This is a genomic window from Bradyrhizobium sp., assembly GCF_035273305.1.
Taxonomy (GTDB): domain Bacteria; phylum Pseudomonadota; class Alphaproteobacteria; order Rhizobiales; family Xanthobacteraceae; genus Bradyrhizobium.
Map to the genome: position 1 here is coordinate 1 of NZ_DATEPI010000059.1, position 20,584 is coordinate 20,584.

General features: G+C 59.6%; 21 protein-coding genes, 1 tRNA gene and 1 pseudogene. 12 read left to right on the plus strand and 11 right to left on the minus strand.

Annotated elements, in window-relative coordinates:
* Positions 1 to 79 precede the first annotated feature (79 nt).
* The gene (locus VJV58_RS04030; RefSeq protein WP_324136057.1) at positions 80 to 622 is read left to right on the plus strand and encodes a methylated-DNA--[protein]-cysteine S-methyltransferase; all 543 of its coding nucleotides are present in this window, start codon (positions 80 to 82) and stop codon (positions 620 to 622) included.
* Between the two features lie 64 nt (positions 623 to 686).
* On the opposite strand, the gene VJV58_RS04035 is transcribed toward VJV58_RS04030, so the two are convergent.
* The 4 genes from VJV58_RS04035 to VJV58_RS04050 all read right to left on the minus strand — a co-directional run bounded on the left by VJV58_RS04035 (position 687) and on the right by VJV58_RS04050 (position 4,164).
* On the minus strand, positions 687 to 1,556 hold the full coding sequence (locus tag VJV58_RS04035; RefSeq protein WP_324136058.1) for an MBL fold metallo-hydrolase: 870 nt from the start codon (positions 1,554 to 1,556) through the stop codon (positions 687 to 689).
* 9 nt (positions 1,557 to 1,565) lie between these two features.
* On the minus strand, positions 1,566 to 2,180 hold the full coding sequence (locus tag VJV58_RS04040; RefSeq protein WP_324136059.1) for a glutathione S-transferase family protein: 615 nt from the start codon (positions 2,178 to 2,180) through the stop codon (positions 1,566 to 1,568).
* A gap of 160 nt (positions 2,181 to 2,340) precedes the next feature.
* A complete protein-coding gene (locus VJV58_RS04045; RefSeq protein WP_324136060.1) occupies positions 2,341 to 3,183 on the minus strand; it encodes a fumarylacetoacetate hydrolase family protein in 843 nt (280 codons plus the stop codon).
* A 138-nt stretch (positions 3,184 to 3,321) separates the two neighbouring features.
* A complete protein-coding gene (locus VJV58_RS04050) occupies positions 3,322 to 4,164 on the minus strand; it encodes an MBL fold metallo-hydrolase (RefSeq protein ID WP_324136061.1) in 843 nt (280 codons plus the stop codon).
* A 139-nt stretch (positions 4,165 to 4,303) separates the two neighbouring features.
* Between VJV58_RS04050 and VJV58_RS04055 the strand changes: the two genes are divergently transcribed.
* A complete protein-coding gene (locus tag VJV58_RS04055) occupies positions 4,304 to 4,714 on the plus strand; it encodes a DUF3775 domain-containing protein (protein ID WP_324136062.1) in 411 nt (136 codons plus the stop codon).
* A gap of 3 nt (positions 4,715 to 4,717) precedes the next feature.
* Here the strand turns inward: VJV58_RS04055 and VJV58_RS04060 are convergent, their stop codons facing one another.
* Positions 4,718 to 5,707, minus strand: coding sequence for an NADPH:quinone reductase (locus tag VJV58_RS04060; protein ID WP_324136063.1), 990 nt, complete (start codon positions 5,705 to 5,707; stop codon positions 4,718 to 4,720).
* A complete protein-coding gene (locus VJV58_RS04065) occupies positions 5,704 to 6,489 on the minus strand; it encodes an SDR family oxidoreductase (protein WP_324136064.1) in 786 nt (261 codons plus the stop codon). The genes VJV58_RS04060 and VJV58_RS04065 overlap by 4 nt, the downstream gene beginning before the upstream one ends.
* A gap of 142 nt (positions 6,490 to 6,631) precedes the next feature.
* Here VJV58_RS04065 and VJV58_RS04070 point away from each other — a divergent pair, with 142 nt between their 5' ends.
* Entirely contained in the window at positions 6,632 to 7,393 is a 762-nt protein-coding gene (locus VJV58_RS04070; RefSeq protein WP_324136065.1) for an SDR family oxidoreductase, read from the plus strand.
* Between the two features lie 22 nt (positions 7,394 to 7,415).
* On the opposite strand, the gene VJV58_RS04075 is transcribed toward VJV58_RS04070, so the two are convergent.
* Positions 7,416 to 8,849 carry a coniferyl aldehyde dehydrogenase gene (locus tag VJV58_RS04075; protein ID WP_414641398.1) on the minus strand — a complete coding sequence of 478 codons (1,434 nt, stop codon included), beginning with the start codon at positions 8,847 to 8,849 and terminating at the stop codon, positions 7,416 to 7,418.
* A gap of 306 nt (positions 8,850 to 9,155) precedes the next feature.
* On the opposite strand from VJV58_RS04075, the gene VJV58_RS04080 reads away from it, so the two are divergent.
* The 3 genes from VJV58_RS04080 (at position 9,156) to VJV58_RS04090 (ending at position 10,884) form a co-directional block, all read left to right on the plus strand.
* Positions 9,156 to 9,232, plus strand: a tRNA-Met gene (locus VJV58_RS04080).
* A 204-nt stretch (positions 9,233 to 9,436) separates the two neighbouring features.
* Positions 9,437 to 10,438 carry an ABC transporter substrate-binding protein gene (locus tag VJV58_RS04085; protein WP_324136066.1) on the plus strand — a complete coding sequence of 334 codons (1,002 nt, stop codon included), beginning with the start codon at positions 9,437 to 9,439 and terminating at the stop codon, positions 10,436 to 10,438.
* 320 nt (positions 10,439 to 10,758) lie between these two features.
* Positions 10,759 to 10,884, plus strand: coding sequence for a hypothetical protein (locus tag VJV58_RS04090; protein ID WP_324136067.1), 126 nt, complete (start codon positions 10,759 to 10,761; stop codon positions 10,882 to 10,884).
* Positions 10,885 to 11,022: 138 nt separating this feature from the next.
* On the opposite strand, the gene VJV58_RS04095 is transcribed toward VJV58_RS04090, so the two are convergent.
* Positions 11,023 to 11,268 carry a hypothetical protein gene (locus VJV58_RS04095; RefSeq protein ID WP_324136068.1) on the minus strand — a complete coding sequence of 82 codons (246 nt, stop codon included), beginning with the start codon at positions 11,266 to 11,268 and terminating at the stop codon, positions 11,023 to 11,025.
* A gap of 457 nt (positions 11,269 to 11,725) precedes the next feature.
* Between VJV58_RS04095 and VJV58_RS04100 the strand changes: the two genes are divergently transcribed.
* The 6 genes from VJV58_RS04100 (at position 11,726) to VJV58_RS04125 (ending at position 16,906) form a co-directional block, all read left to right on the plus strand.
* Positions 11,726 to 12,859: a dipeptidase gene (locus VJV58_RS04100; protein ID WP_324136069.1), complete on the plus strand. Its 1,134-nt coding sequence runs from the start codon at positions 11,726 to 11,728 to the stop codon at positions 12,857 to 12,859.
* A 94-nt stretch (positions 12,860 to 12,953) separates the two neighbouring features.
* Positions 12,954 to 13,610 carry a hypothetical protein gene (locus tag VJV58_RS04105; protein WP_324136070.1) on the plus strand — a complete coding sequence of 219 codons (657 nt, stop codon included), beginning with the start codon at positions 12,954 to 12,956 and terminating at the stop codon, positions 13,608 to 13,610.
* A gap of 131 nt (positions 13,611 to 13,741) precedes the next feature.
* Positions 13,742 to 14,602: a shikimate dehydrogenase gene (locus VJV58_RS04110; protein WP_324136071.1), complete on the plus strand. Its 861-nt coding sequence runs from the start codon at positions 13,742 to 13,744 to the stop codon at positions 14,600 to 14,602.
* 143 nt (positions 14,603 to 14,745) lie between these two features.
* On the plus strand, positions 14,746 to 14,982 hold the full coding sequence (locus VJV58_RS04115) for a PilZ domain-containing protein (RefSeq protein ID WP_324136072.1): 237 nt from the start codon (positions 14,746 to 14,748) through the stop codon (positions 14,980 to 14,982).
* A gap of 235 nt (positions 14,983 to 15,217) precedes the next feature.
* On the plus strand, positions 15,218 to 16,207 hold the full coding sequence (locus VJV58_RS04120) for a DUF2778 domain-containing protein (RefSeq protein WP_324136073.1): 990 nt from the start codon (positions 15,218 to 15,220) through the stop codon (positions 16,205 to 16,207).
* Between the two features lie 234 nt (positions 16,208 to 16,441).
* Positions 16,442 to 16,906 carry a hypothetical protein gene (locus tag VJV58_RS04125; protein ID WP_324136074.1) on the plus strand — a complete coding sequence of 155 codons (465 nt, stop codon included), beginning with the start codon at positions 16,442 to 16,444 and terminating at the stop codon, positions 16,904 to 16,906.
* A 35-nt stretch (positions 16,907 to 16,941) separates the two neighbouring features.
* Here VJV58_RS04125 and VJV58_RS04130 read toward each other — a convergent pair whose 3' ends face one another.
* The 3 genes and pseudogenes from VJV58_RS04130 to VJV58_RS04140 all read right to left on the minus strand — a co-directional run.
* Positions 16,942 to 19,161: a hypothetical protein gene (locus tag VJV58_RS04130; RefSeq protein ID WP_324136075.1), complete on the minus strand. Its 2,220-nt coding sequence runs from the start codon at positions 19,159 to 19,161 to the stop codon at positions 16,942 to 16,944.
* A 62-nt stretch (positions 19,162 to 19,223) separates the two neighbouring features.
* Positions 19,224 to 20,099, minus strand: coding sequence for a hypothetical protein (locus tag VJV58_RS04135; protein ID WP_324136076.1), 876 nt, complete (start codon positions 20,097 to 20,099; stop codon positions 19,224 to 19,226).
* Positions 20,100 to 20,298: 199 nt separating this feature from the next.
* Positions 20,299 to 20,584 (minus strand): annotated as a pseudogene (locus VJV58_RS04140) (ABC transporter ATP-binding protein); the annotation flags it as partial.

Genomic DNA, 20,584 nt, shown 5'->3' on the forward strand with positions numbered 1-20,584 from the left:
CGGGTGGATCGCAACAATCTCCAAGCCTAGATTCCGATCCAGCATCAGACTAAATGCATAGACAGAGTAGGAGCCAGCGATGACTGCTCATCATTTTGCGATATTCGACACATCCATCGGACGGTGCGGGATTGCCTGGGGTCCCCGGGGCGTCAGCGCGGTGCAGTTACCGATGGGCAACGAGGACAAGACTCGCGCGCGCATCCGTCAGCGTTATGGCGATATCGCGGAGATGGCGCCGCCTGCGGAGGTGCAACGCGCGATCGACGGCATCGTCGAACTGCTGGAGGGAAAGCCGAACGATCTTGCGGATGTGGTGCTTGACCTGGAGGGTGTTCCCGAATTCCACCGCGGGGTCTATGAGATTGCCCGATCCATTCCGCCGGGCAAGACAATGACGTATGGCGATATTGCCAAGCGGCTCGGCGGGATCGAGCTGTCGCGCGATGTCGGTCAGGCGCTCGGGCGCAATCCCTGTCCGATCGTGGTGCCCTGTCATCGGGTGCTCGCTGCCGGTGGCAAGCCGGGCGGCTTCTCCGCCAATGGCGGAGTTGTGACCAAGTTGAAAATGCTGGCGATCGAAGGTGCGGTGGTCAACCACACGCCGAGCCTGTTCGAATGATGATCGGAATTCGGTTGAGGCGTTTGGCCCGCGCGAGCCGGTACGCATTTCGCTCGAAAGCGCCTTAAATCGCCTTGCAGGAAAATCCGTCGCCCCAGCGACGGATTTTTCCGGTCGAGGGCGAGGGGAAATGTGCCGTGCAGCACAGCGTGTCGGTGTCGCAGTAACGCTCCAGGAAATTGCGCCGCGTCGTTGCGGCCTGCTTGCCGTCGACGTCAAATTTCGCGGAGAGTTGCGGATAGCGAGCCTGCAATGGCGAGTGCATCAGGTCGCCGGCGACTACTGCGCTATCCCTGCCGCGCCCAAAGGCGAACGCAACGTGTCCCGGCGTATGGCCCGGTGTCGGCAAAATTCGGGCATGATCGCCGATCTCGAAATCGTTGTTCACGATCTCGGCTCGTTTGGCTTCGACGACCGGCAGAACGCTATCGCCAAACGGCGCAATCGGCGTTTTGGTGTGCTGGTCGGTCCAGTAATCGAATTCATCCTTGGCAAATAGATAGCGCGCATTGGGAAATGTCGGCACCCATCGTCCATTTTCCAGCCGCGTGTTCCAGCCGACATGATCAACGTGCAGATGCGTACACATCACGTAATCGATGTCATCGACGGAAACACCAGCGGCCGCCAGCGCACGCATATAGGTGGCGTCGGTTTTCATGTTCCATTTCGGGCGCAACGGGCGCGGCTTATCGTTGCCGATGCAGCTATCGACCAGAATCGTATGATGGGGTGTTTTGACGATGTAGGACTGAAAGCACAGAATCAGCACGTCGGATTCATCGATCGCGCTCGCCTCGCGCATCCAACCCTTGTTCTCTTCCAGCAACTCCGGCGTCAGGCCCGGCAGCATGTCCAGCGCCGGCAGGAAGGTGGTTTCCTGCTCGATGATGCGGTGGATCGTGAGATCGTCGATGGCGAGTTTGATGGTCAAGGGATCATCTCAGGTGGCGGGAGGTAGCGAAATCTGCACCGAAGGACGAGCAAGCATCTTTTCTTGGAACGCGTCGAGATTCGGGTATGCCTTACGCCAGCCGCAATCGGCAAAACGGAAGTCGGCATAGCCGAGCACGCAAGTGAGCGCGATCTGCGAAACATCGAATGGTCGAGAGAGCATGTCGCTTTGGTTCTCGAAGCGCGCCATGCCGCTCCAGGCCCGATTCCAGTGATCCTCGCCCCAGGCTTTCCAGCGCAGCGGCTCCGGCCGCACCATCTGTTCGTAGCGGCATAGCAGCATCGAATCCAACATCCCCTGCAACATCGAATGGTCGCTCTTGACCCTCCATCGTGCCGCTCCCGATGTGGGAATGAGTTTTCCGCCGCCGGCGAGCTCATCCAGATATTCGACGATGACATACGAATCGAGGATGACGTCACCATTGTCCAGCATCAGCACCGGCAACTTCTTCAGCGGAGTGACCCTGGAATATTTTTCGTTCGCCTGGCCGGGAACCACGGTCTCCGGAACGAACTCGATCTTGTCGATCAGTCCGAGCTCGATCGCGGCGATGCGAACCTTGCGAGCGAACGGCGAGGCCGGCGAAAATGACAGTTTCATGGGATGTCCTTGAGAATGGTCCGTAACGAGAATTCGTTACGAGCCGGCGGTTCGTACGAATGCAGCGGAAGGTAAGTTTTGGCGAAGCCTCCGAGGGGAAGGACGCAGTCCGGATCGCTTCGCCGCTTACCCTCTTGGCAATGACGTTTGCAGATCAGCCTTACGCCGCGATGATTTCCTGTCGCTGCTCACCGAGTGCCTCGATGCCCAATGTGACCACGTCGCCGACATTGAGAAACTGCGGCGGCTTCATGCCCGTGCCGACGCCCGGTGGTGTGCCGGTAGTGACGATGTCGCCCGGACGCAGGGTCATGAATTGCGAGACGTAGGAAATGCACTTCGCCATCGAGAAGATCATGGTGGCGGTCGATCCGGTCTGGCGACGCTTGCCGTTCACGTCGAGCCACATCGAAAGCTTCTGCACGTCCGGGATTTCATCCTTGGTAACTAGCCACGGGCCCACAGGACCGAACGTGTCATGCGACTTGCCCTTGGTCCATTGACCCAAACGCTCGATTTGGAAATTGCGCTCGGACACATCATTGCAAACGCAATAGCCGGCGACGTGATTGAGCGCGTCGGATTCGGAAACGTATTTGGCGGTGCTGCCGATGATCGCGGCGATTTCAACTTCCCAGTCGAGCTTGGTTGAGCCACGCGGCTTTTCAACCGGATCGTTCGGGCCGCTCAGTGCGGTGTTTGCCTTCAGGAAGAAGATTGGCTCTGACGGAATTGGGTTGCCGGTCTCCTTGGCGTGATCGCTATAGTTCAGGCCTATGGCGACGAATTTCGAGATGCCGGTAACCGGTGCGCCGAGCCGGGGTTTGCCGTTGACGGCGGGGAGCGATGCGGGGTCGATCGCAGCCAATTTGGCCAATGAGGCCGGCGAATAGGCCTCGCCGTCGAGGTCCTTCACATAGGCCGAGAGATCGCGCAATTGACCCGATTTGTCGATCAGGCCGGGCCTTTCCTGCCCAATAGCTCCGTAACGAACAAGCTTCATTTTGTTATCACTCCCTGCGACAATGTTGCTTGGATGCTTCTTGGAACAGCGCGCCGGGAAATTCAACTGCTGACTGCGCACAGCGGGGGCGCGGTTTTGGCCCATTTCAGGCCGGGTGCTCATTTTCAAACGCCAGCGCTAGACCACGAACCTGAAGGCGCTGGCGTCGCGCTGGATGTGGCCGCCATTGAAATGGCCACCGATCACCAGCACCGGGGTGTCGGTAAAGCGGGAGAACAATTCGCGCCGCGTCACGACCGATTGCACGGGGTCTGAATCCGCCGTCGATGACCATTCGAGATGCGCCATCTGGCACGGGTGATGGGCGACATCGCCGGTGAGCAGCGCCTCTTCACCATTCGATCGAATATGAATGCTCATGTGCCCAGGACTATGACCAGGTGTCGGGAGCAGGGTCATCTCCTCGCAAACTCTATCACCGCTGGCGAGGAGATCGGCCATGCCGGCATCGACGATCGGTTGCACCGAATCTGCAAATACCGCCGCCTTGTCGGGCTCGTCCCTGTGGTCACGCCAGTGCTCATATTCGGTTTTGCCGAAGGCGTAACGCGCATTGGCAAAGGTCGGCACCCAGCGCCCCTCCACGAGCTTGGTATTCCAGCCGACATGGTCGACGTGCAGGTGCGTGCAGAGGACAGTATCGATGCTCTCAGGCGGAAAGCCGGCGGCGCGCATGGTTTCGAGAAACGGGGCCTGCCGGTTATTCCAGGTGGGCACGTTGCGCCCTTGCTTGTCGTTGCCAAGGCCCGTGTCGACCATGATCCGTCGCCCGGGCGTCTCCACCACCAGCGAGTGGATCGACATTTTTAGCCGGCCTTCCTCGGTGGCGAAATGCGGTATCAACCAGGGAAGCTTTCGGATTTCCTCATTGCTTGCCAATGGCAGGATGAAGCGGGTGCTGCCGACGGTTTCCAGTTCGACGATTTTTGTGATCTTGACGTTACCTACTTTCCAGAACATTTCGGGCGCTTCTCGCGAGGTGGGACAAACGGGAGCCGTGGCTTGTGCACCGAAAGATGCTGGTTTCCGCTGCTGCGCGCAATGGATCATCTCACCCTTCCGCGCGTTGAGGGGGCACTTCCAAGCAAGGAGCCCTTAGATGCCAGAGCTATCCATTTCGGCCGAAAAGGTCGGATTTCTGATCGAGAAAATGCGTGAATACGACGTCAAGGAGGGGGACTCCGATCCGGACTCCGGCTCAAACAGTACCGACGACAAAATGATCGACGTGCTTGAGGACAATGGCGAGGATCCCGTGGCGCGCGAGATTGCCGGATTCATCAACGCCATGACCGAAGACGAGCAGATCGATCTGGTCGCGCTGATGCGTCTGGGGCGCGGCGATGGCACCATCGAGGAATGGGACGATCTACGACATGATGCAGCCGAAGTTCGCGACAAGCGGACCGCGAGCTACCTGCTCGGCGAACCCTTGGTGAGTGATTACCTGGCCGAGGGACTCGAACAGTTCGGGCTGACATGGAATGACGAGCGCACCACCCCGGTGTGATGCTTACCGGGTACAGTCGACAATCACAGTTCCGAGCTTGTCACCCTTCTCCACGGCCAGATGAGCCTGCGCAGTCTGCGAAAGCGGAAATTGCCCGGCGATGTTGTGGATACGCCTGCCTGAAGCCAGCCACTTCGAAATGTCCGCCTGGGCGGCGGCAAGCAATGCCGGCGGCAGCGCGTATAGAACAAGCGTGCGCAATGCGATGCATTTCTCCATCAGCTCGCGCATCAGCACTACAGGATGTCGGTTGCCGTTAGTGGCATAAACGGCGATCGTCGAGTTGAGGCCCATCAATTTCAGCGTTGTTCCGATGTTGCCCCCGAAATCGACATCGACGACCCGGTCCACGCCGCGCCCTCCGGTAAATGCCATCGCCTTGGAGACGACATCCTCGCTCTTGTAGTTGACGACGAGATCGGCGCCGGCCAGCCGCGCCTGCTCGGCTTTCTCGGGCGAACTGACGGTTGCGATCACGCGCGCGCCAGCCGACTTAGCGAGTTGCACCGCATAATGCCCGACCGCCCCGGCGCCGCCGCTGACGAGTACAGTTTGCCCCGCAATCGGCCCATCACTGAACAGGCAGCACCAGGCGGTCATGCAGGGAATTCCGAGCGTCGCGCCAGCGGCGAACGGCAGGTTTTCCGGTAAAGGAGTCACCAGATGTTCAGCGAGAGCGATACGTTCGGCCGCCGTGCCGAAGGCTCGACCGTTGCGCTGCCCATTATAGAGCCAAACCCGCTGGCCGATATTGAACCGCGTGACGCCATCACCGAGCTGGTCGATGATCCCCGCGCCATCACTGTTGGGGATCACACGGGGAAATTCCATTTCTCGATAGCTGCCGGCGCGGCGACCGACATCGGCGGGATTGACCCCGGATGCGTGCAGCCGGACCCGGACTTCGCCCGGTCCGGCCTGTGGCGTCGGCATCTCGCCGAAGGTGAGGACGTCCAGCGCCGCGCCGGTTCGCTCGTACCAGACCGCCTTCACAGCGTGCCCGGAAAGGCGCCCCCATCGAGCAGGATGTTTTGTCCGGTGATGAAGCCTGCCTTAGCGCCGCAAAGAAAAGCACAGGCAAGCCCGAATTCCTCGGGATCGCCGAAGCGTCCGGCGGGATTGAGTTTGGCGCGTTCGGCAAGGAGCTGGTCGACGGTAATGCCGCGTTTATCCGCATCCATCTTCGCGACGGGACCGCGCAGGCGATCGGTGTCGAACGGGCCCGGCAACAGTGCATTGATCGTAACGTTATTGATCACCGTCTTGCGTGCGATGCCGGCGACAAAGCCCGTGAGGCCAGTGCGAGCGCCGTTGGATAATCCAAGCACCTCGATAGGCGCCTTTACCGCCGCGGAAGTGATGTTGACGATCCGTCCAAATTTGCGGGACATCATCCCGTCCACAGTCGCCTTGATCAACTCGATCGGCGTCAGCATGTTGGCGTCGAGGGCCTTGATCCAGTCGTCGCGGGTCCAGCTGCGGAAATCACCAGGCGGAGGACCGCCGGCATTGTTGACCAGGATATCCGGATCGGGACATGCCTTCAGGGCGGCTTCACGGCCAGCCGGTGTGGTGATGTCGCCTGCGACCTCGGTCACGGTGACGCCGGGATTGGCTTTGCGTATATCGGCTGCTGTTTTAGCCAGAGCCTCGGCGCCGCGAGCGGTCAAGGTGACGTGGACGCCTTCATTCGCGAGCGCAATCGCGCAGGCACGTCCCAAACCTTTGCTGGATGCGCATACAATGGCGCGCCGGCCTTTGATCCCAAGATCCACTATCTCACTCCCTTACGTCAGATGTTCTGAAATTCGGTTGCATGATTGTATCCAAGCCGACTGGCCCTGATAAGACATCCGCCGTTTGCTATCGCGAAAATGGCCTGTATCAATGCTTGCGATATCCCACGCGGAGTTCGTTATGACCGACCTGTTTGATGTCAGCAAGGAAATCATTCTCATCACCGGCGCATCGCAGGGACTCGGGCGACAGTTCGCGCGGGTGCTTTCGAGGCACGGCGCCGCCGTCGTTCTGGCCGCGCGGCAGACCGCGAAGCTAAAGAGCCTTGAGCAGGAAATCGTCCGGCAGGGCGGCCGCGCCGTCGCGGTGCAGATGGACGTCACGGATACCGCTACGATCGGAAAGGCGATCGATCGCGCGGAAGCCTCGCTTGGTCCTGTCACTGTCCTCATCAACAACGCCGGTATTGCGATCGAGAAACTTTCGGTGGACCAGACCGAGGCGGATTGGGATTCGGTGATCAATGCCAATCTCAAGGGCGCGTATTTCACCGCGACCGAGATCGCGCAGCGGATGATCGCGCGCAAGCAGCAAGGCAATATCGTCAATATCGCTTCCGTGCTGGGCCTCGGCGTGATGAAATTCCTGTCGCCCTACACCATTTCGAAGGCTGGCATCATCCAAGCCACCAAGGCGATGGCGCTGGAACTCGCCGGCAATCGGATTCGCGTCAACGCGCTGGCGCCCGGCTATATCGATACGGAGATGAACCATGCGTTCTGGTCGACGCCGTCGGGCGAGAAACTAGCCAAGCGGATCCCGCAGCGACGCGTTGGCGCGGAATCCGATCTAGACGGCGCGATCATGCTGCTGGCGTCCTCCGCCTCTCGCTACATGACCGGCAGCGTGATCACGGTCGATGGCGGATTCCTGCTGACGTGAACGATCAGCTCGTGCCGGCAGGCTACGACATGAACCTCAGCAGCTTCTGCAGCCGCGCGATTTTCCCGCCGTAGGGCGGATAGAGATCCCCCAGGCGGTTGAAGGGCGAGCGATAGAACACCGGCTTCAATTTGCTCAAGGCATTAAAGCCCCATTCGCCGTGATAGGCGCCGCTGCCGGACGCGCCGACGCCGCCCATCGGCTGATTGATCTGCGTGAAGTGGAAGAGGCAGTCGTTGACCGTAACGCCGCCGGAGACGGTACGCGTCAGCACTTGATCGCGAGCGGCGTCATTGTTGCCGAACCAGTACAAGGCCAACGGCCGGTCGCGTTCATTGATATAGGAGATAGTTTCTGACGCGTCCTCGTACCCGACCACCGGCAGCAGCGGACCAAAGATTTCTTCCTGCATGATCGTCATCTCATGGGTCGCGCCGAGAACAAGCGTCGGCGGAAACTTGCGTCGGGATTTCCAGTCGGGATGGTCGGGCTTTGCGGATTGTATGATCCGCGCCCCCTTGGCGCTTGCATCGCTCACCAGGCTTTCGAGGCGGGCATAATGCGCATCGGAGATGATAGACGTGTAATCGTCGTTGTCGGGATTGGTGCCGAACATCCGCCGCATGCCGGCGTCCACCTTGTCGGCGAAATCCTGCACGCGCTCGCGCGGCACCAGCGCGTAATCAGGCGCGATACAGGTCTGGCCCGCATTGAGCAGTTTTCCGTAAGCGATGCGTTGCGCAGCCTTTGCCAAATCGGCAGAACGATCGACAATGGCAGGCGACTTGCCGCCGAGCTCAAGCGTGATTGGCGTCAGGTTGCGCCCGGCGGCTTCCGCCACAAGACGCCCGACGCGGGTCGAGCCGGTAAAAATCAGATGATCGAACGGCAGCGACGCAAAAGCCTGCGCGATATCGCTATCGATACCGGTTACAACCAGTTCATCGATCGCGAACCTGGCTGAAATCACCTCTTTCAACAGTTCGGAGAAGCGCGGCACCAGCTCGCTTGGCTTGATCATCACCCGATTGCCTGCGGCGAGCGCGCCCACTGCCGGTGCCAGCGTCAACTGCAACGGATAATTCCACGGCGCGATGATGCCGATGACGCCGAGCGGCTGAGGGATCAGCCGATTCCTGGCCGGCACGAATTGCAGGGCGGTGGCGACGCGCCGTGGCGCCATCCACTTCTTTAGGTTTTTGCTGGCGTGCTTGATCTCGCCCAGCACCAATAGCGACTCGGCGATCGCGGTTTCAGTGGCGCAGCGATGGCCGAAATCCGCGGAGATCGCCTGCTCGAACCGGCTTTCGTTCTCGGAAACGGCGGCGCGCAACCGCGCCAGCCGATCGAGCCGCTCACGGAGCTTCGGCGCGGGCTTTGCCCGTGACGTCTCGCGCATGCGGCGGAAGTCGTCATGGAGGGTGCTTTGGCCGTAGCGTTTTACAGGTTGGTCCATGGCGCTGTCCGTGCTGTTCCAGGCCGCGAAGCTGGCCTTTGGCAGATGTGCTGGCAAGAGCACCGGCTGCCGGTCGGTTTTGCGCAATAAAGCCGGATTCGATGGTGCTTTGCGGACAGAAAACCGCGAAAACTCACCTCGCGGGCCTTTCCAAAGCGGGCGTGCATTGGTACACAGCCTCCGCAACCCAAGCGCACGCGCCCAAGGGTTGCCTTCTCAGGAAGCCTCGGAACGGGATCGATCGGCGCCCCAAGGCGTTGGCCAACGACGTTTCGGCATTTGGTTTCTGAGGCGCGAAAAGTTTATCGCGGGGTGGAGCAGCCCGGTAGCTCGTCAGGCTCATAACCTGAAGGTCATAGGTTCAAATCCTATCCCCGCAACCAGACAAAAGCCCGTCAACTCAGTGTTGGCGGGCTTTTTTCGTTCATATTGCGGATGACAGCTTCAAACGCGTCAATTCAAGAAATGCCAGTTTCTGGGTAACGTCCCTGAAACCATCAGGGTGTTGGGCGTTCACACCGCAATTCCCGTAGCTGTGCTAGTTTGTGAAGCGATGCGATGCTTTGTCCCCAGCCCTAGAGGCGCAGATGCGACGGCGGGACTTTATTCTGGCTCTAAGTGCCGCGGCCATCGAGCGCCCGTTCATGGCGGTAGCCCAGCCGTTCGCGCAGGGCGGCGCTCGGCAACGGCGTATCGGATTTTTGGCGACTTGGGGCGAGGGTGATCTCGAAGGCACCGCGCGCCTCGACAGCTTCAGCCTCAGGCTGCGCGAGCTGGGCTGGACAGAAGGCAAGCATCTGCAGCTCGCGGTTCGCTTCGGCGATAACGACAGCGAACGCATTCGTCAATCCGCCACCGAATTGATCGGGCTCAGACCCGAGGCCATCGTTTCGACGACCTCAACGACTACACGGGCTTTGATGGAGGCCAGCAGCGAAGTCCCGATCGTGGCTGCCGTCAGCGGTGATCCGATCGGACTAGGGTTTACCAAGAACCTGTCGCATCCCACGGCGAACGTGACGGGCTTCACCACCTTCAACGACACCCTAGCCGGCAAGCGACTTGAAATGTTGCACGAAATCGTGCCCGCGATGCGCACGGCGGCGCTGATGTGGGTTCCGGCCAATCCGCAGCAGGGCTTGTTGGAAACTCAGACCATGCAAGCAGCAGAGGCGCAGGGAATTGAGCTGCTTTCATTGCGGGTCAAGTCCGCCGACGACATCGCGAAGGCGTTGACCAGTATACGTGATCATAAGGTCTCTGCGCTGATTGTGGCTGCCGATCCGCTGACCGTCGCGAATGGCCGCGTGATTGTCGACGGGTGCATGGCAATGAAGGTGCCCGCCATGCATACTTTCGTGTCCGAAACCAAGAACGGTGCGCTGATATCCTACGGCATTGACGTGCAGGAAAGCTATCGCAGCGCGGCAAACTACATCGATCTCATTCTGAAGGGTACCCCGATTGCGGATCTGCCGTTTCAGCAACCCACCCGCTTTAGGCTCGCCATCAACCTCAAGACGGCTCGAGCAATCGACGTTAAAGTTCCGCCAACCCTTCTCGCGCTGGCCGACGAAGTCATCGAATAGTGAGATTTGAATGCGGGACACGCCGGCCGATTGCACACTGCGGTTGTGTTACCCCGTGAGCCGATCGATCGCTTAAAACCGCATGCCCCTGCGACTCCAACCGGTGTCAGCACCGAAACCGGCATCGCCTCAATGCGCGCCGATTCCCCAAATGTGGCCAAATTTCTGACCATTTGCGACCAAATTTGAAAGAGAGGCTGCTTTCCACAAGTAAATTTACCGCGTGAGTGCTCGATGACGAAGCGTTTTCGGCGGGTTGCTTCCGCCGCTTTCATTGCCGCTCTCCTACCAATTGGCGCCCCAACGGCGCAGGCTATTCAATGCAGCAATGCGCGACCGTCAGACACGCACGGGCGCTGGTGGTCCTGGCGACTTATCGATGGCCGAAAGTGCTGGTACGAAGGCAAATCGATGATTTCGAAAACATCGTTGCGCTGGTCGCCTGAACAGGCTTCAGCACAGCCGAAGCCAGATAGAGCACCAAAGGACGTCCTCACTGTGCAACCAAACGATCTCCTGGACGCACAAGCGTCGGTACCCGACGATAGCTTCGAAGCACGCTGGCGCGCGCGCGCCCTAAATTACTAAAAGGCGGGTCCCGCCGCAGTCATCGCATCACGATATGCCGCGTACCTTGTGGCAAACGGACCTCTTGGTGATCCCGCCGGTGAATGGCCTCGCCTGCGAGCCCACCAGAACCAACCAGCACCTTTCCAGCCGAACGTCTCTAGTGCCCGGTCGGCGTAAAACACCTCGATCGTGGCGCCGGTCTGCGGATTGATGTCGTAAAGCGGCTCATGCGCTGCGCGCTGCTTCACAATCGAAGTCACCGGTCGCCTCCTATGGGAGAGAGCCGTACCGCGCACCTCAAAGTATAAAGCTCATCGGGTCGTTTTGACGGCGCCAACATGGCGTTCTCGGGAGCGAGACAGAATCTGGCGGCGCTCTCCATGAGCGCGCGAGACTTCGCTAGCAAATATCTTGGGGCCAAGAACGGCGATTGAGAATTTGTTAATCTTTGAGAATCGGGCAGCCCGTGCTTTCCGCGTCGCGCGGCCGATTTGGATTATCGGACTGGCCAATGTCGCGGATGATTCAAATCTCGTCGAAATGGTTCTGCGCTTTTTCTCCGTCTCACCAACAAAACCAACGAGCAGACGCAGCCGAATGTGCCGGCGGCATTTGGATGCTCCCCTGCATTGCCCGACCTTGGCTTGAACTTCGCTCCGCTCTGGGATCAACTTGCTCCTTAGCGGGCGCTTAAGCTCGATGTCAGGGGAGGATCATATGGATTGCTGCAGCATCGAATGCGGTTGCCACGGGCACTCGTTCACGCGCCGGCGGTGGATGTGGGGTGCTGCGCTGACTTCGGTCGCTGCGATGCTCGGGGGTGGTGTTGGACTGCGCGGTTCAACCGCCGCAGCCCAGGTCGCCGAGAACACGTCTGCGGCGCTCGACGTGCTGCGCAAATCCATCTCGGTCGACGTCCACACCCATGGCGGGACCACCGGCATAACCTCGCAGGCCCCGCCCAGTGCCGATCTCGCCATGGGCATGAAGGCTGGCGGACTCGCGATCGCCTGCCTTGCCGATGTTCCGGATGGGCCGCTGCTCGGCCGCGATGCGGCCGGCGTGCTCCGCGCGCTGCGGACGCCGGCGAGCGGCGAACTCAACAAGTATCATCTCGGCCGGCTCGACTGGGTCGATGAGATGGTGGCGCATCATGGGCTGACACGGGCGCTGACTGCGGCTGATCTCGAATCCGCGCATGCGGCGGGACAGCCCGCGATTGTGAGCGATATCGAAGGGCTCGATTTCCTCGAGGGAAAGCTGGAGCGGCTCGAACAGGCACATCAGCGCGGCGTCAGGCACGTCCAGCTCGTGCATTATACGCCGAACGATATTGGTGACTTCCAGACCGGCATCGTCACCCATCACGGGCTTACGTCGTTTGGCGCGGAGGTGATCCAGGCCTGCCACCGGCTCGGCTTTGTCTGCGATGTGGCGCATGCCAGCGAGGAGATGGTGAAGGCGGCGGTCAAAGTCGCGACCAAGCCGCTGCTGTTGTCGCATACCGCGCTGTCGGGTTCGCCGGCGATGGGCCCAACGCCACTCGTGCCGCGACAGATCAGCCGTGACCACGCCAAAATGGTGGCCTCCACCGGCGGTGCGATCGGCATCTGGCACTTCTTCCCGAACCTCGACAAATATGTCGATGGCCTAAAAGAAATGGTCGATGTGGTCGGTGTCGATCACGTCTGTATCGGTACCGACCAGCAGGTGGCGCCCGGCTCTGTGCAGGACTATTCGAAATGGGTGCATCTCGTGAGCGCAATGCTGCGCGGCGGCTTTACGCCGGAAGATGCCGGGAAGATCTCGGGCGGTAACTACATGAGGATATTCCGCGCAGCCGTTGGATGATGAAAAGGAGACCTCGTTCGCGCGTGGCCTGCTGGCGCTTCGGTGTTGCCGCAGGGCCTTGTGTGGCCTAAGGCCGATTTGAGAGGAGATCGAGATGCGCGGCTCAGGCTTTCTCGCGATCTGGAGCGACATCGAGCGAGGGGCCTTGACCGACTATCGGCATTGGCTGACACGCGAGCACACTACTGAACGCGTGATGACAAAAGGATTCCTTGCCTCTCGCGTGTTCCGCGCGGATCGCTCCGATGTCGATCGTTTCTTTATTCTCTACGAGCTGGAAACCTCCGAGGTGCTCGACGGACCTGCTTACCTTGCGCGCCTTAATGCACCGACGCCGTGGTCACAGCGGATCATGCCCCAGCTCGGTAACTTCATTCGAGGTGGTGGGATCATCGCGGCCCGGGCGGGTCGCGGAGAGGGATCCACAATTGCCGCTCTGCGTATCGAGCACCTTCCAAAACAATCGAAACAGCTGGCCGATGCTGTTGTCTCTTTAGACGGAATTGCAGCGGTGCAGATTGGTGCGACCGACCTCGAGCGGACGACAGTGCCGACCGTCGAAAAGGGAATGCGTCGGCAAGAAGGGCTCTTTGCTGGGCTATTTATCATCGAAGCGCTCGACCAGATTTCTCTTCGTGGTGCGCTGGGCAGAATGGCCAAGATTGCCCCCGAAGTAATTCAGGGGGTCGCCGATCCGGAAATTTATCAAAGCATTTTCGCTCTCGATGCTCGAACCGCAAGTCTCGACTAGTGACGTTGTTTCCCTTGCTGCTCTTACGCCCTCGAGCTCGCGTTGCCTGACGTGATCGACGTAGCCACCGCAGAAAACAGGCTTTCATAGGTACGCCCAACTCTGTTTCCAAAATAGAATAGGCTGAATCGTTGACCCGCAGGGCTTTTCTCACCGGATTGATAGGCGCACCAATTGCGCACTCGGCTGCGCCAGCCATGCACGAGCAGGCCGCTGACGACCTTGGTGTCCGCTGTCACTACCAGCTTGTTGAGACAGCACGGGCCGGCGAGCAAGAATTGCGCGTTTTATTGGATGGCGTGCGTCGCCTCGGCTTTGCCGGTGTGAACGTCACCTATCCGTACAAGGAAGCCGTGGTTGGTCTGCTCGATGAATTGTCGCCAGATGCCGCAGCAATTGGAGCGGTCAATACGGTGGTAGTAAGGGACAATCGACTGATCGGATACAACACAGACAAAACTGGCTTTGGTCGAGCTGCGGCCAGGATGATCGCGGAATCACCGCGAGGCAGTGTCGCCGTGATCGGGACAGGCGGCGTCGGCAAGGCAATTGCGTTCGCATTGGTGCGCCTCGGCGTACCGGAGTTGCGCATATTCGATGCTGACCGGGCCAAGGCTGAAAATCTTGCTCTGATCCTGAAGGCGCACTGTCGGGCTATCGTCGCCGATAGCGTCGAAGATGTAGTTGGGGGCGTAATTGGTCTCGTAAATGCAACGCCGGTAGGAATGCTTCCTGATCGGGGAACGCCGGTTCCAGAGGGGCTATTGCATCATGGACTATGGGTTACCGATGCCGTTTATTTTCCAGTTTGGACGCCGCTGTTGCGAGCTGCAAAGATAAAGGGCGCCCGCGTCATGACAGGACGCGAACTCGCAATCTATCAGGCCGCCGACGCGTTCGAATTATTTACCGGCCTTGCGCCGTCAACGGATGAAATGGGGAACGCATTTGATCGGGTCATGGGCAGGGACCGAACTGATTGCGCCCATTAAGTCACTTAGGACGGCTCCTTGCCGGGAAGCCTTCAACCTTTAGCTCAATTGCAACTTCGGGATTCATGGAGCGTTTTCGAGTTCGCTGGCATGTTCGCCGCTTGCACGCACCGCTAACTTGCCGATGACCGGGAATCGCGCTGATGAACAATCGAAAGAACGAGCGTCAGCCAGTCCTGAAGGCCGGAACGATCTCGTTCCAGGGTGCGAAAATCGACTGCGCTGTCCATGACGTCTCGATCGGCGGCGCAAACATCGAGGTCGATAGTCAGCTTGCCATCCCCGATTCCTTTGACCTTCTGATTGATTCCCAGATCGGCAAGCAGCGCTGTCGTGTCGTTTGGCGCAAAGAGGCACGGATCGGCGTAGCTTTCTCTTGAGATGCTGAGGCTTGGGAAGTCGGCTAAAGGAAGAGGAATGTGTGCTACCTGAAGTAGCGCAGGCGCGGCGATGCGTCCCTTTGCGCCATGTTTTCTGGTCGCTTTCCGACTCTCCAGGCGCGGTTTATGCTCGCTTTTGTGGATAGCGATTTGCGGGTAGCTCGTTCAGCTGCCTAGATTATGCCTCACTTGGGCTTCCATAATGCCGGTGTCGATGGGGTCGACGGGGGACTTGATGGCTTTACTTGCTACGACCGCTGACGCGCCTCCGTCAGCTTCGAGCAATTTGTGGTCTGACAAGGCGACGCCGATTATCGCTGCCCTCGCGTTGGCATTCGGTTCGGCGGCGTTAATTGCGCATCTCGATCCAGCCGGCTGGTTTTCTCCACCCGCATTCTCAAAGCCCGCCGAGCCAACCCCGTTCGATATGCGGTTCTTCCCGGGTTCAACTTCGCGCTCGCTTTTGCTCGGATCGTCGCCCGCTCGCTTCGTTGAATCTGTGCCTCCCGAACTCGAGCACAAAGTTCAGGAAGCAAAGGGCCTACTCGCCCGGAAGCTGCAGGCTCTGCTTTTGCAGCCGCCTGCTCTGGAGCAATCCGCGAACGCAAACGTTGCTTCCGTTCCCCTTCCGAGATCTCGCCCGAACGAGGCGAACCTCGAATTCGCGGGCGGCTCTACCGCTGCTCAGGTCGATAATCGCACGTTGTTGCAAAAGCTTTCCGATCTCTTTCCGGCGCGCATCACCCTTGCCTCGCTTGCTCCCGATGGGGGGCTAGTTGGCAGTCGGCCGGATCTTACGTCACTCGGTTACGATAATCTCACAGCCGTTTACGACATCTCGGCTCGCGCCGTTTATCTTCCAAACGGATCAAAGCTGGAAGCCCATTCAGGTTTTGGGCGCCTGATGGACGATCCGAATCATGTGAGCGAGCGAATGGTCGGAGCGACACCGCCGGCCATCTATGACCTGAAACCGCGCGAGCGCCTTTTTCACGGCATCGAAGCCCTCAGGATGATCCCGGTGGACGCGAACGCCACGCTGGGACGCTCCGGATTGCTCGCGCACAGTTACATGCTCGGTCCCAACGGTGACTCGAACGGCTGCGTATCGATCAAGGATTATGAAAGGTTCTTGAGAGCGTTCAAGGAAGGCGAGATCAAACGTCTCGTTGTGGTGCCAAGCCTCGAGAATGCGGTGTTGGCATCGCGGACCTCATCCTCATGACGCCAGAACGTGTCGTGATCATTCACCATTGATGTCGGGTCTCACCTGGTGCGGCGAAGAGGCAGAGCGCGTCACGCTCCGGTGTTGCCGCGGCGATGCGTCCTCAAGTCGAGTTAGGCTCCTCAAAATTCAGAGTTCAGTCCGAAATTTTCGGCAGTAACCACGTTCGGTTACGAAGGTTCAGGAATTACGGCGTTTGCTCTCGTGACGTCACTATTGCGGCGAGAGCTGATCATGCCTGTCGGACGATACTTTGCGTTGGTCGGTGCAACGCTTCTCGCGCTGCTTTATGTGACGGATTGGTTCCTGCCCAAATCTCCGCCGGAGCGCACGGCTGAGGCCGCCGCCAAGCCGGTGATCCGGATCGCTTCAGTTCAGCAGCCGCCGGAACGCATCATCATTGACACCACTCAGCCGACGATCACACCGCCGCCAATCGTACAGGAGACGATCGCAAGCAAGCCATTGCCGCTGCAATCGTACGCTTCAGTGGCTCCCGCTTCTTCGATAGCTGACGTTGACCATAAGAAGCGAAAACCGGCTAAGCGGCAGACGCCGAAATTCGCACCCGATCGACCGCAATTTGCGAGCGGCCCCGCGGCGGCGAGAGGCAGCCCCGCGGCGAACGATCCGCCTGTCAGGCTATCCTTCGCCGATCTGATTTCCAGGCTGCGAAAGAACCTGTTCAATCTCAACTAAGCGTTCGCATCGTTGGGCAATTCTGGCGGGCGAGTTCATTTACCTGAATCGCCATCGATATTTGAGGGGCGTCCGAGCGCAGAATTAAAAGCCTCGCGAAGATTGCTCAGGGAGAACGGAGCGAAACGAAACGTCAGGCGGTGAGTACCAGGAGGTATCTCCACGGCCCGGAAAAACGGATCAGCCCGCCGGATCGCTGTTTTCTTGCCATCCATCTCGGCGACCCAGCCGGGATAGTACGTATCATGCAGGATGACCGATCCGCCCGCCGACGAACCCGCGATGAGATCGACACGGTCCGGTCGAAACGAATAGATTTTTACGCTGCCAGACCGATCGGACATTTGCACCCGTGGCATTGCGCCCGGAAGCCGGTAAATCCACGCTGGCGGACCGCTGAGCAGAAGATCCGCCCTCGCTGGCGTCGGGATCGGCGAGCGATGCAGCGGCTGTCCAAGCACCAGATAGGTAAGGCCGAGGGCCTGCGCGAGCGTGCAGTTGTAACTGCTGAATGATGGTGGGAATTGCCGGAGGTAAACATCCCAGCTTTGCTCGCCGGGCGCTACCAGCTGATCGTAGATGCCGACGCGCAGCGGATTATATCCATTGGTCGCTTCCCACCCACGCACCATTGCCAGGTTCTGCCACGGACCGCCAAGGCCGATAACCTCAACGCGCGGATAGTCGCCGCGCCGGTGATCGGTTGCGATCGTGGCGTCGAGGAAATCTATCGCGACCGCATCCGAACCAGTCGGTGCTTCGAGCACGGCGTAGTTGCTCCAGCTCCTCGCATTGAGGCGAGAGGCGGCATTCCACCACAGCAGTTCAGCGAGGGCCAGAAGCGTCACCAATCCGGCGGCGGCGAGACGAAAGCGCGGCTGCCGACCGACCAAAAGCATCAATGCCGCCGCGAGCATGGTTGCGGCGGCAATCGCGGCCTCTCGTGTGGCGTCCAGACTGTGCCCGGTCCGCGCCGAGAACATGATCGCCGAGAGAACGAGGGCAACCAGCGGCATAACCGCGGCGATGCTGTACGCCAACCGAAATCGTGGCAGACCTTCGCGGACGTAGTCGGCAAGGCAGTAGCCGGCGAGAATGGCGAGAGCGAACCCAAGCACGAAGCTCGCATCGGTGGGACGACGGAACAGATCGATGCCCGGCACGAACCTGAACGCCAACTCATAGAGCGGCGTATAGCGCCCGAGCATGAACAAGCAGGCGATGATGGCTGTGCCACTCAATAGACGGCGGCCGCGTCGCCATGCGCTGCCTCCGGCGATACCTATCCAAATCAGCAGCAGCGTCGGTACGACGCCGAAGAACAAGTAATTCTCGGCGTCGTCCGTCAGCGCGACTTCCGGAAGGGTCGCTGGGCCCGGACCCCAATAGCCTGAATGCGTCCCAAAGATATTTGCAACGGCAAGCGTCGCGAAATTGGCCGGGTAGAGGGATGCCCTGAGCGCATCATTCAGCGACTCCTCGGGCCGGTTTGAGAGATCCGCGAATTGGAGCGTCAACAGCATGGGTATCAGCAGCAAAGCGCCACCTGCTGCGGCCATCGTGGTCAGCACCCCTGATCTGTCACGCAGATAACGTACCGGTGCCCGTGAGCAAAATATTTCGGCCATGGCAGCAGCGAGTAGCAGGGCGCAAAGGAGCAGAGCCACCTGGTTTCGGCCGAGCGCGACATTGACCGCCGTGACCGAAAAGAGACCGGCTAGCAGGTACGAGCGCCGCTCAAGAGCAAGCTGCAGCAGCAACAGCGCCAATGGGAACGCGCTGTAGCTAAGGATGATCCCGGTGTGCTGGAGACGCCCCGAGGCGGCGCCGCCAAACATGAAGAGGCTCGCCGCCAACACACAGCCCGGCACCGGCCAGCGCGCGCGCCAGCCGATCGAAACGATGGCGATTCCGCCCACGAGGAGGTGACCAAGAACGACAAGATCGAATGCCCTCATGGTCGGAGCGGAATCCAGCGCGCCCCAGGCAACGAACAGCGGCGCAAAAATCAGGGATTGCGGGTCCGCGACGCTGGGGTGTCCGCCATAATGATAGGGATTCCAGAACGACCAATTTCCGCCGTGGAGGGTTGAGGATAAAAAGCGGAAAAACGCGTAGAATTGGTTTTTGGAATCCCACGGCACGACAGCGTTGTTGAGTATCCAACGGCTCGCAGCGCCGACCCAGACCAGCGTGATAAGTCCGATCGAAAGAAAGAACTCGCGGGCAGGCCTGTCTGTCTCTTGCGATCTCAATGGCTCTCCAACCACCTCGGGGAGTCGAACCTCGGCGGACCGCAGTTCGAGGAGCTCAGTGATCAGGCTGCCGCAAACGAGATCGTGGCCTGGTCGTAGTCGCCCGAGCCCATCCGGCCTTCCGGGAAAATGCCGTGCTTTTCGATCCAGTCGAACGACTGCTCAAACACTTCACGGGAATACGGTTCGAATACGATCCGCTCGCCGGGTCCCCATCGCCTCGTGTCCATCATTTCGTGAAAGCGGTCGGGGAATTCGTTCTTGTAGTAATGCGTATAGAGTTCGGGCCGCAGGTCGATATCGTGCTGCGCCTTTCGCAAAGCGCGAAAATATCGTCGCACATCTTCCGGATCCGGTGCGCCCTTGATCATGGCGGCGATCATGAAAGTCGTATCGATCACTTTACGCAGGCCGAGCTGCTCAGCCAGGTAATATGGTCCATTAAAGAGTGCGGCGGCCGGGCTTTTCCCCTCGATCAACAACTCCATCCGGTGAAACAGCATGCCATCTTCGAACGTCAGATTGATTTCGTTCGGTCGCATGTATTGCTCGAGCGCCTGGATCGTCGAGTAATGGCTCCCCGATTGGAAACCGACCGAAATAGGAACGCCCACGAGATCGGCCGGCGTCCGCACCTTGGAATCCGCCGCAACAAAAATACCTGAGGGCGCGACGGAATACGCATCGGCATAGAGTTTGGTGTGGCCGTTCGAGGCCGCAACGTTTACCGTCCAATGACAGGCGCAGCTTACATCGGCCTCACGGCCCTTCTCGATGCTTTGGAAGGCGCCCTCGTTGACCTTGTTGTGGTGCTGGCCTTCGGTGGAGCGGATCAGCTCCCTGAATTCATACTCCAGTCCTTCCGCGAGAAAATAGCCCTTTTCCTCGGCAACCCATTCCTGCAGGCGGAAGTGCGGCTCTATGATGAATTTGCTCATGGCGGTTCCTCCAGGCAGATCTTGTTTGGATTCCGGCGCAGGATATCTCGCGGAGGGCGCCGAGGCCATGCCAAAACCGCAACAGCGGATATGGCGGGGCGTCTTACTCGGACCAGAGCTTATCGCCGGCTGGTCCATGGCGTTCGAGATTTTGCAGCCAAGCGCTGCCCGCGTCGGCGGTTTCGATTAAACGAACTCGCTAGACGCCGAGGTAGGCCTGTCGCACACGGTCATCGGCGAGGAGAGCGGCGCCGGTGCCCGCAAGCGTGACCCGGCCATTCTCAAGAACATACGCTTGGCTCGCGATCTTGAGCGAAACCGCCACATTCTGCTCAACCAGTACGCAGGTCATTCCGGCGGTGTTGAGATCGCGAATGACCTTGAGCACGTCGTGCACAACGGTCGGCGCGAGTCCAAGCGACGGCTCGTCGAACATGATGAGTTCCGGCTCGCCCATCAGGCAGCGTGCAATGGCAAGCATCTGC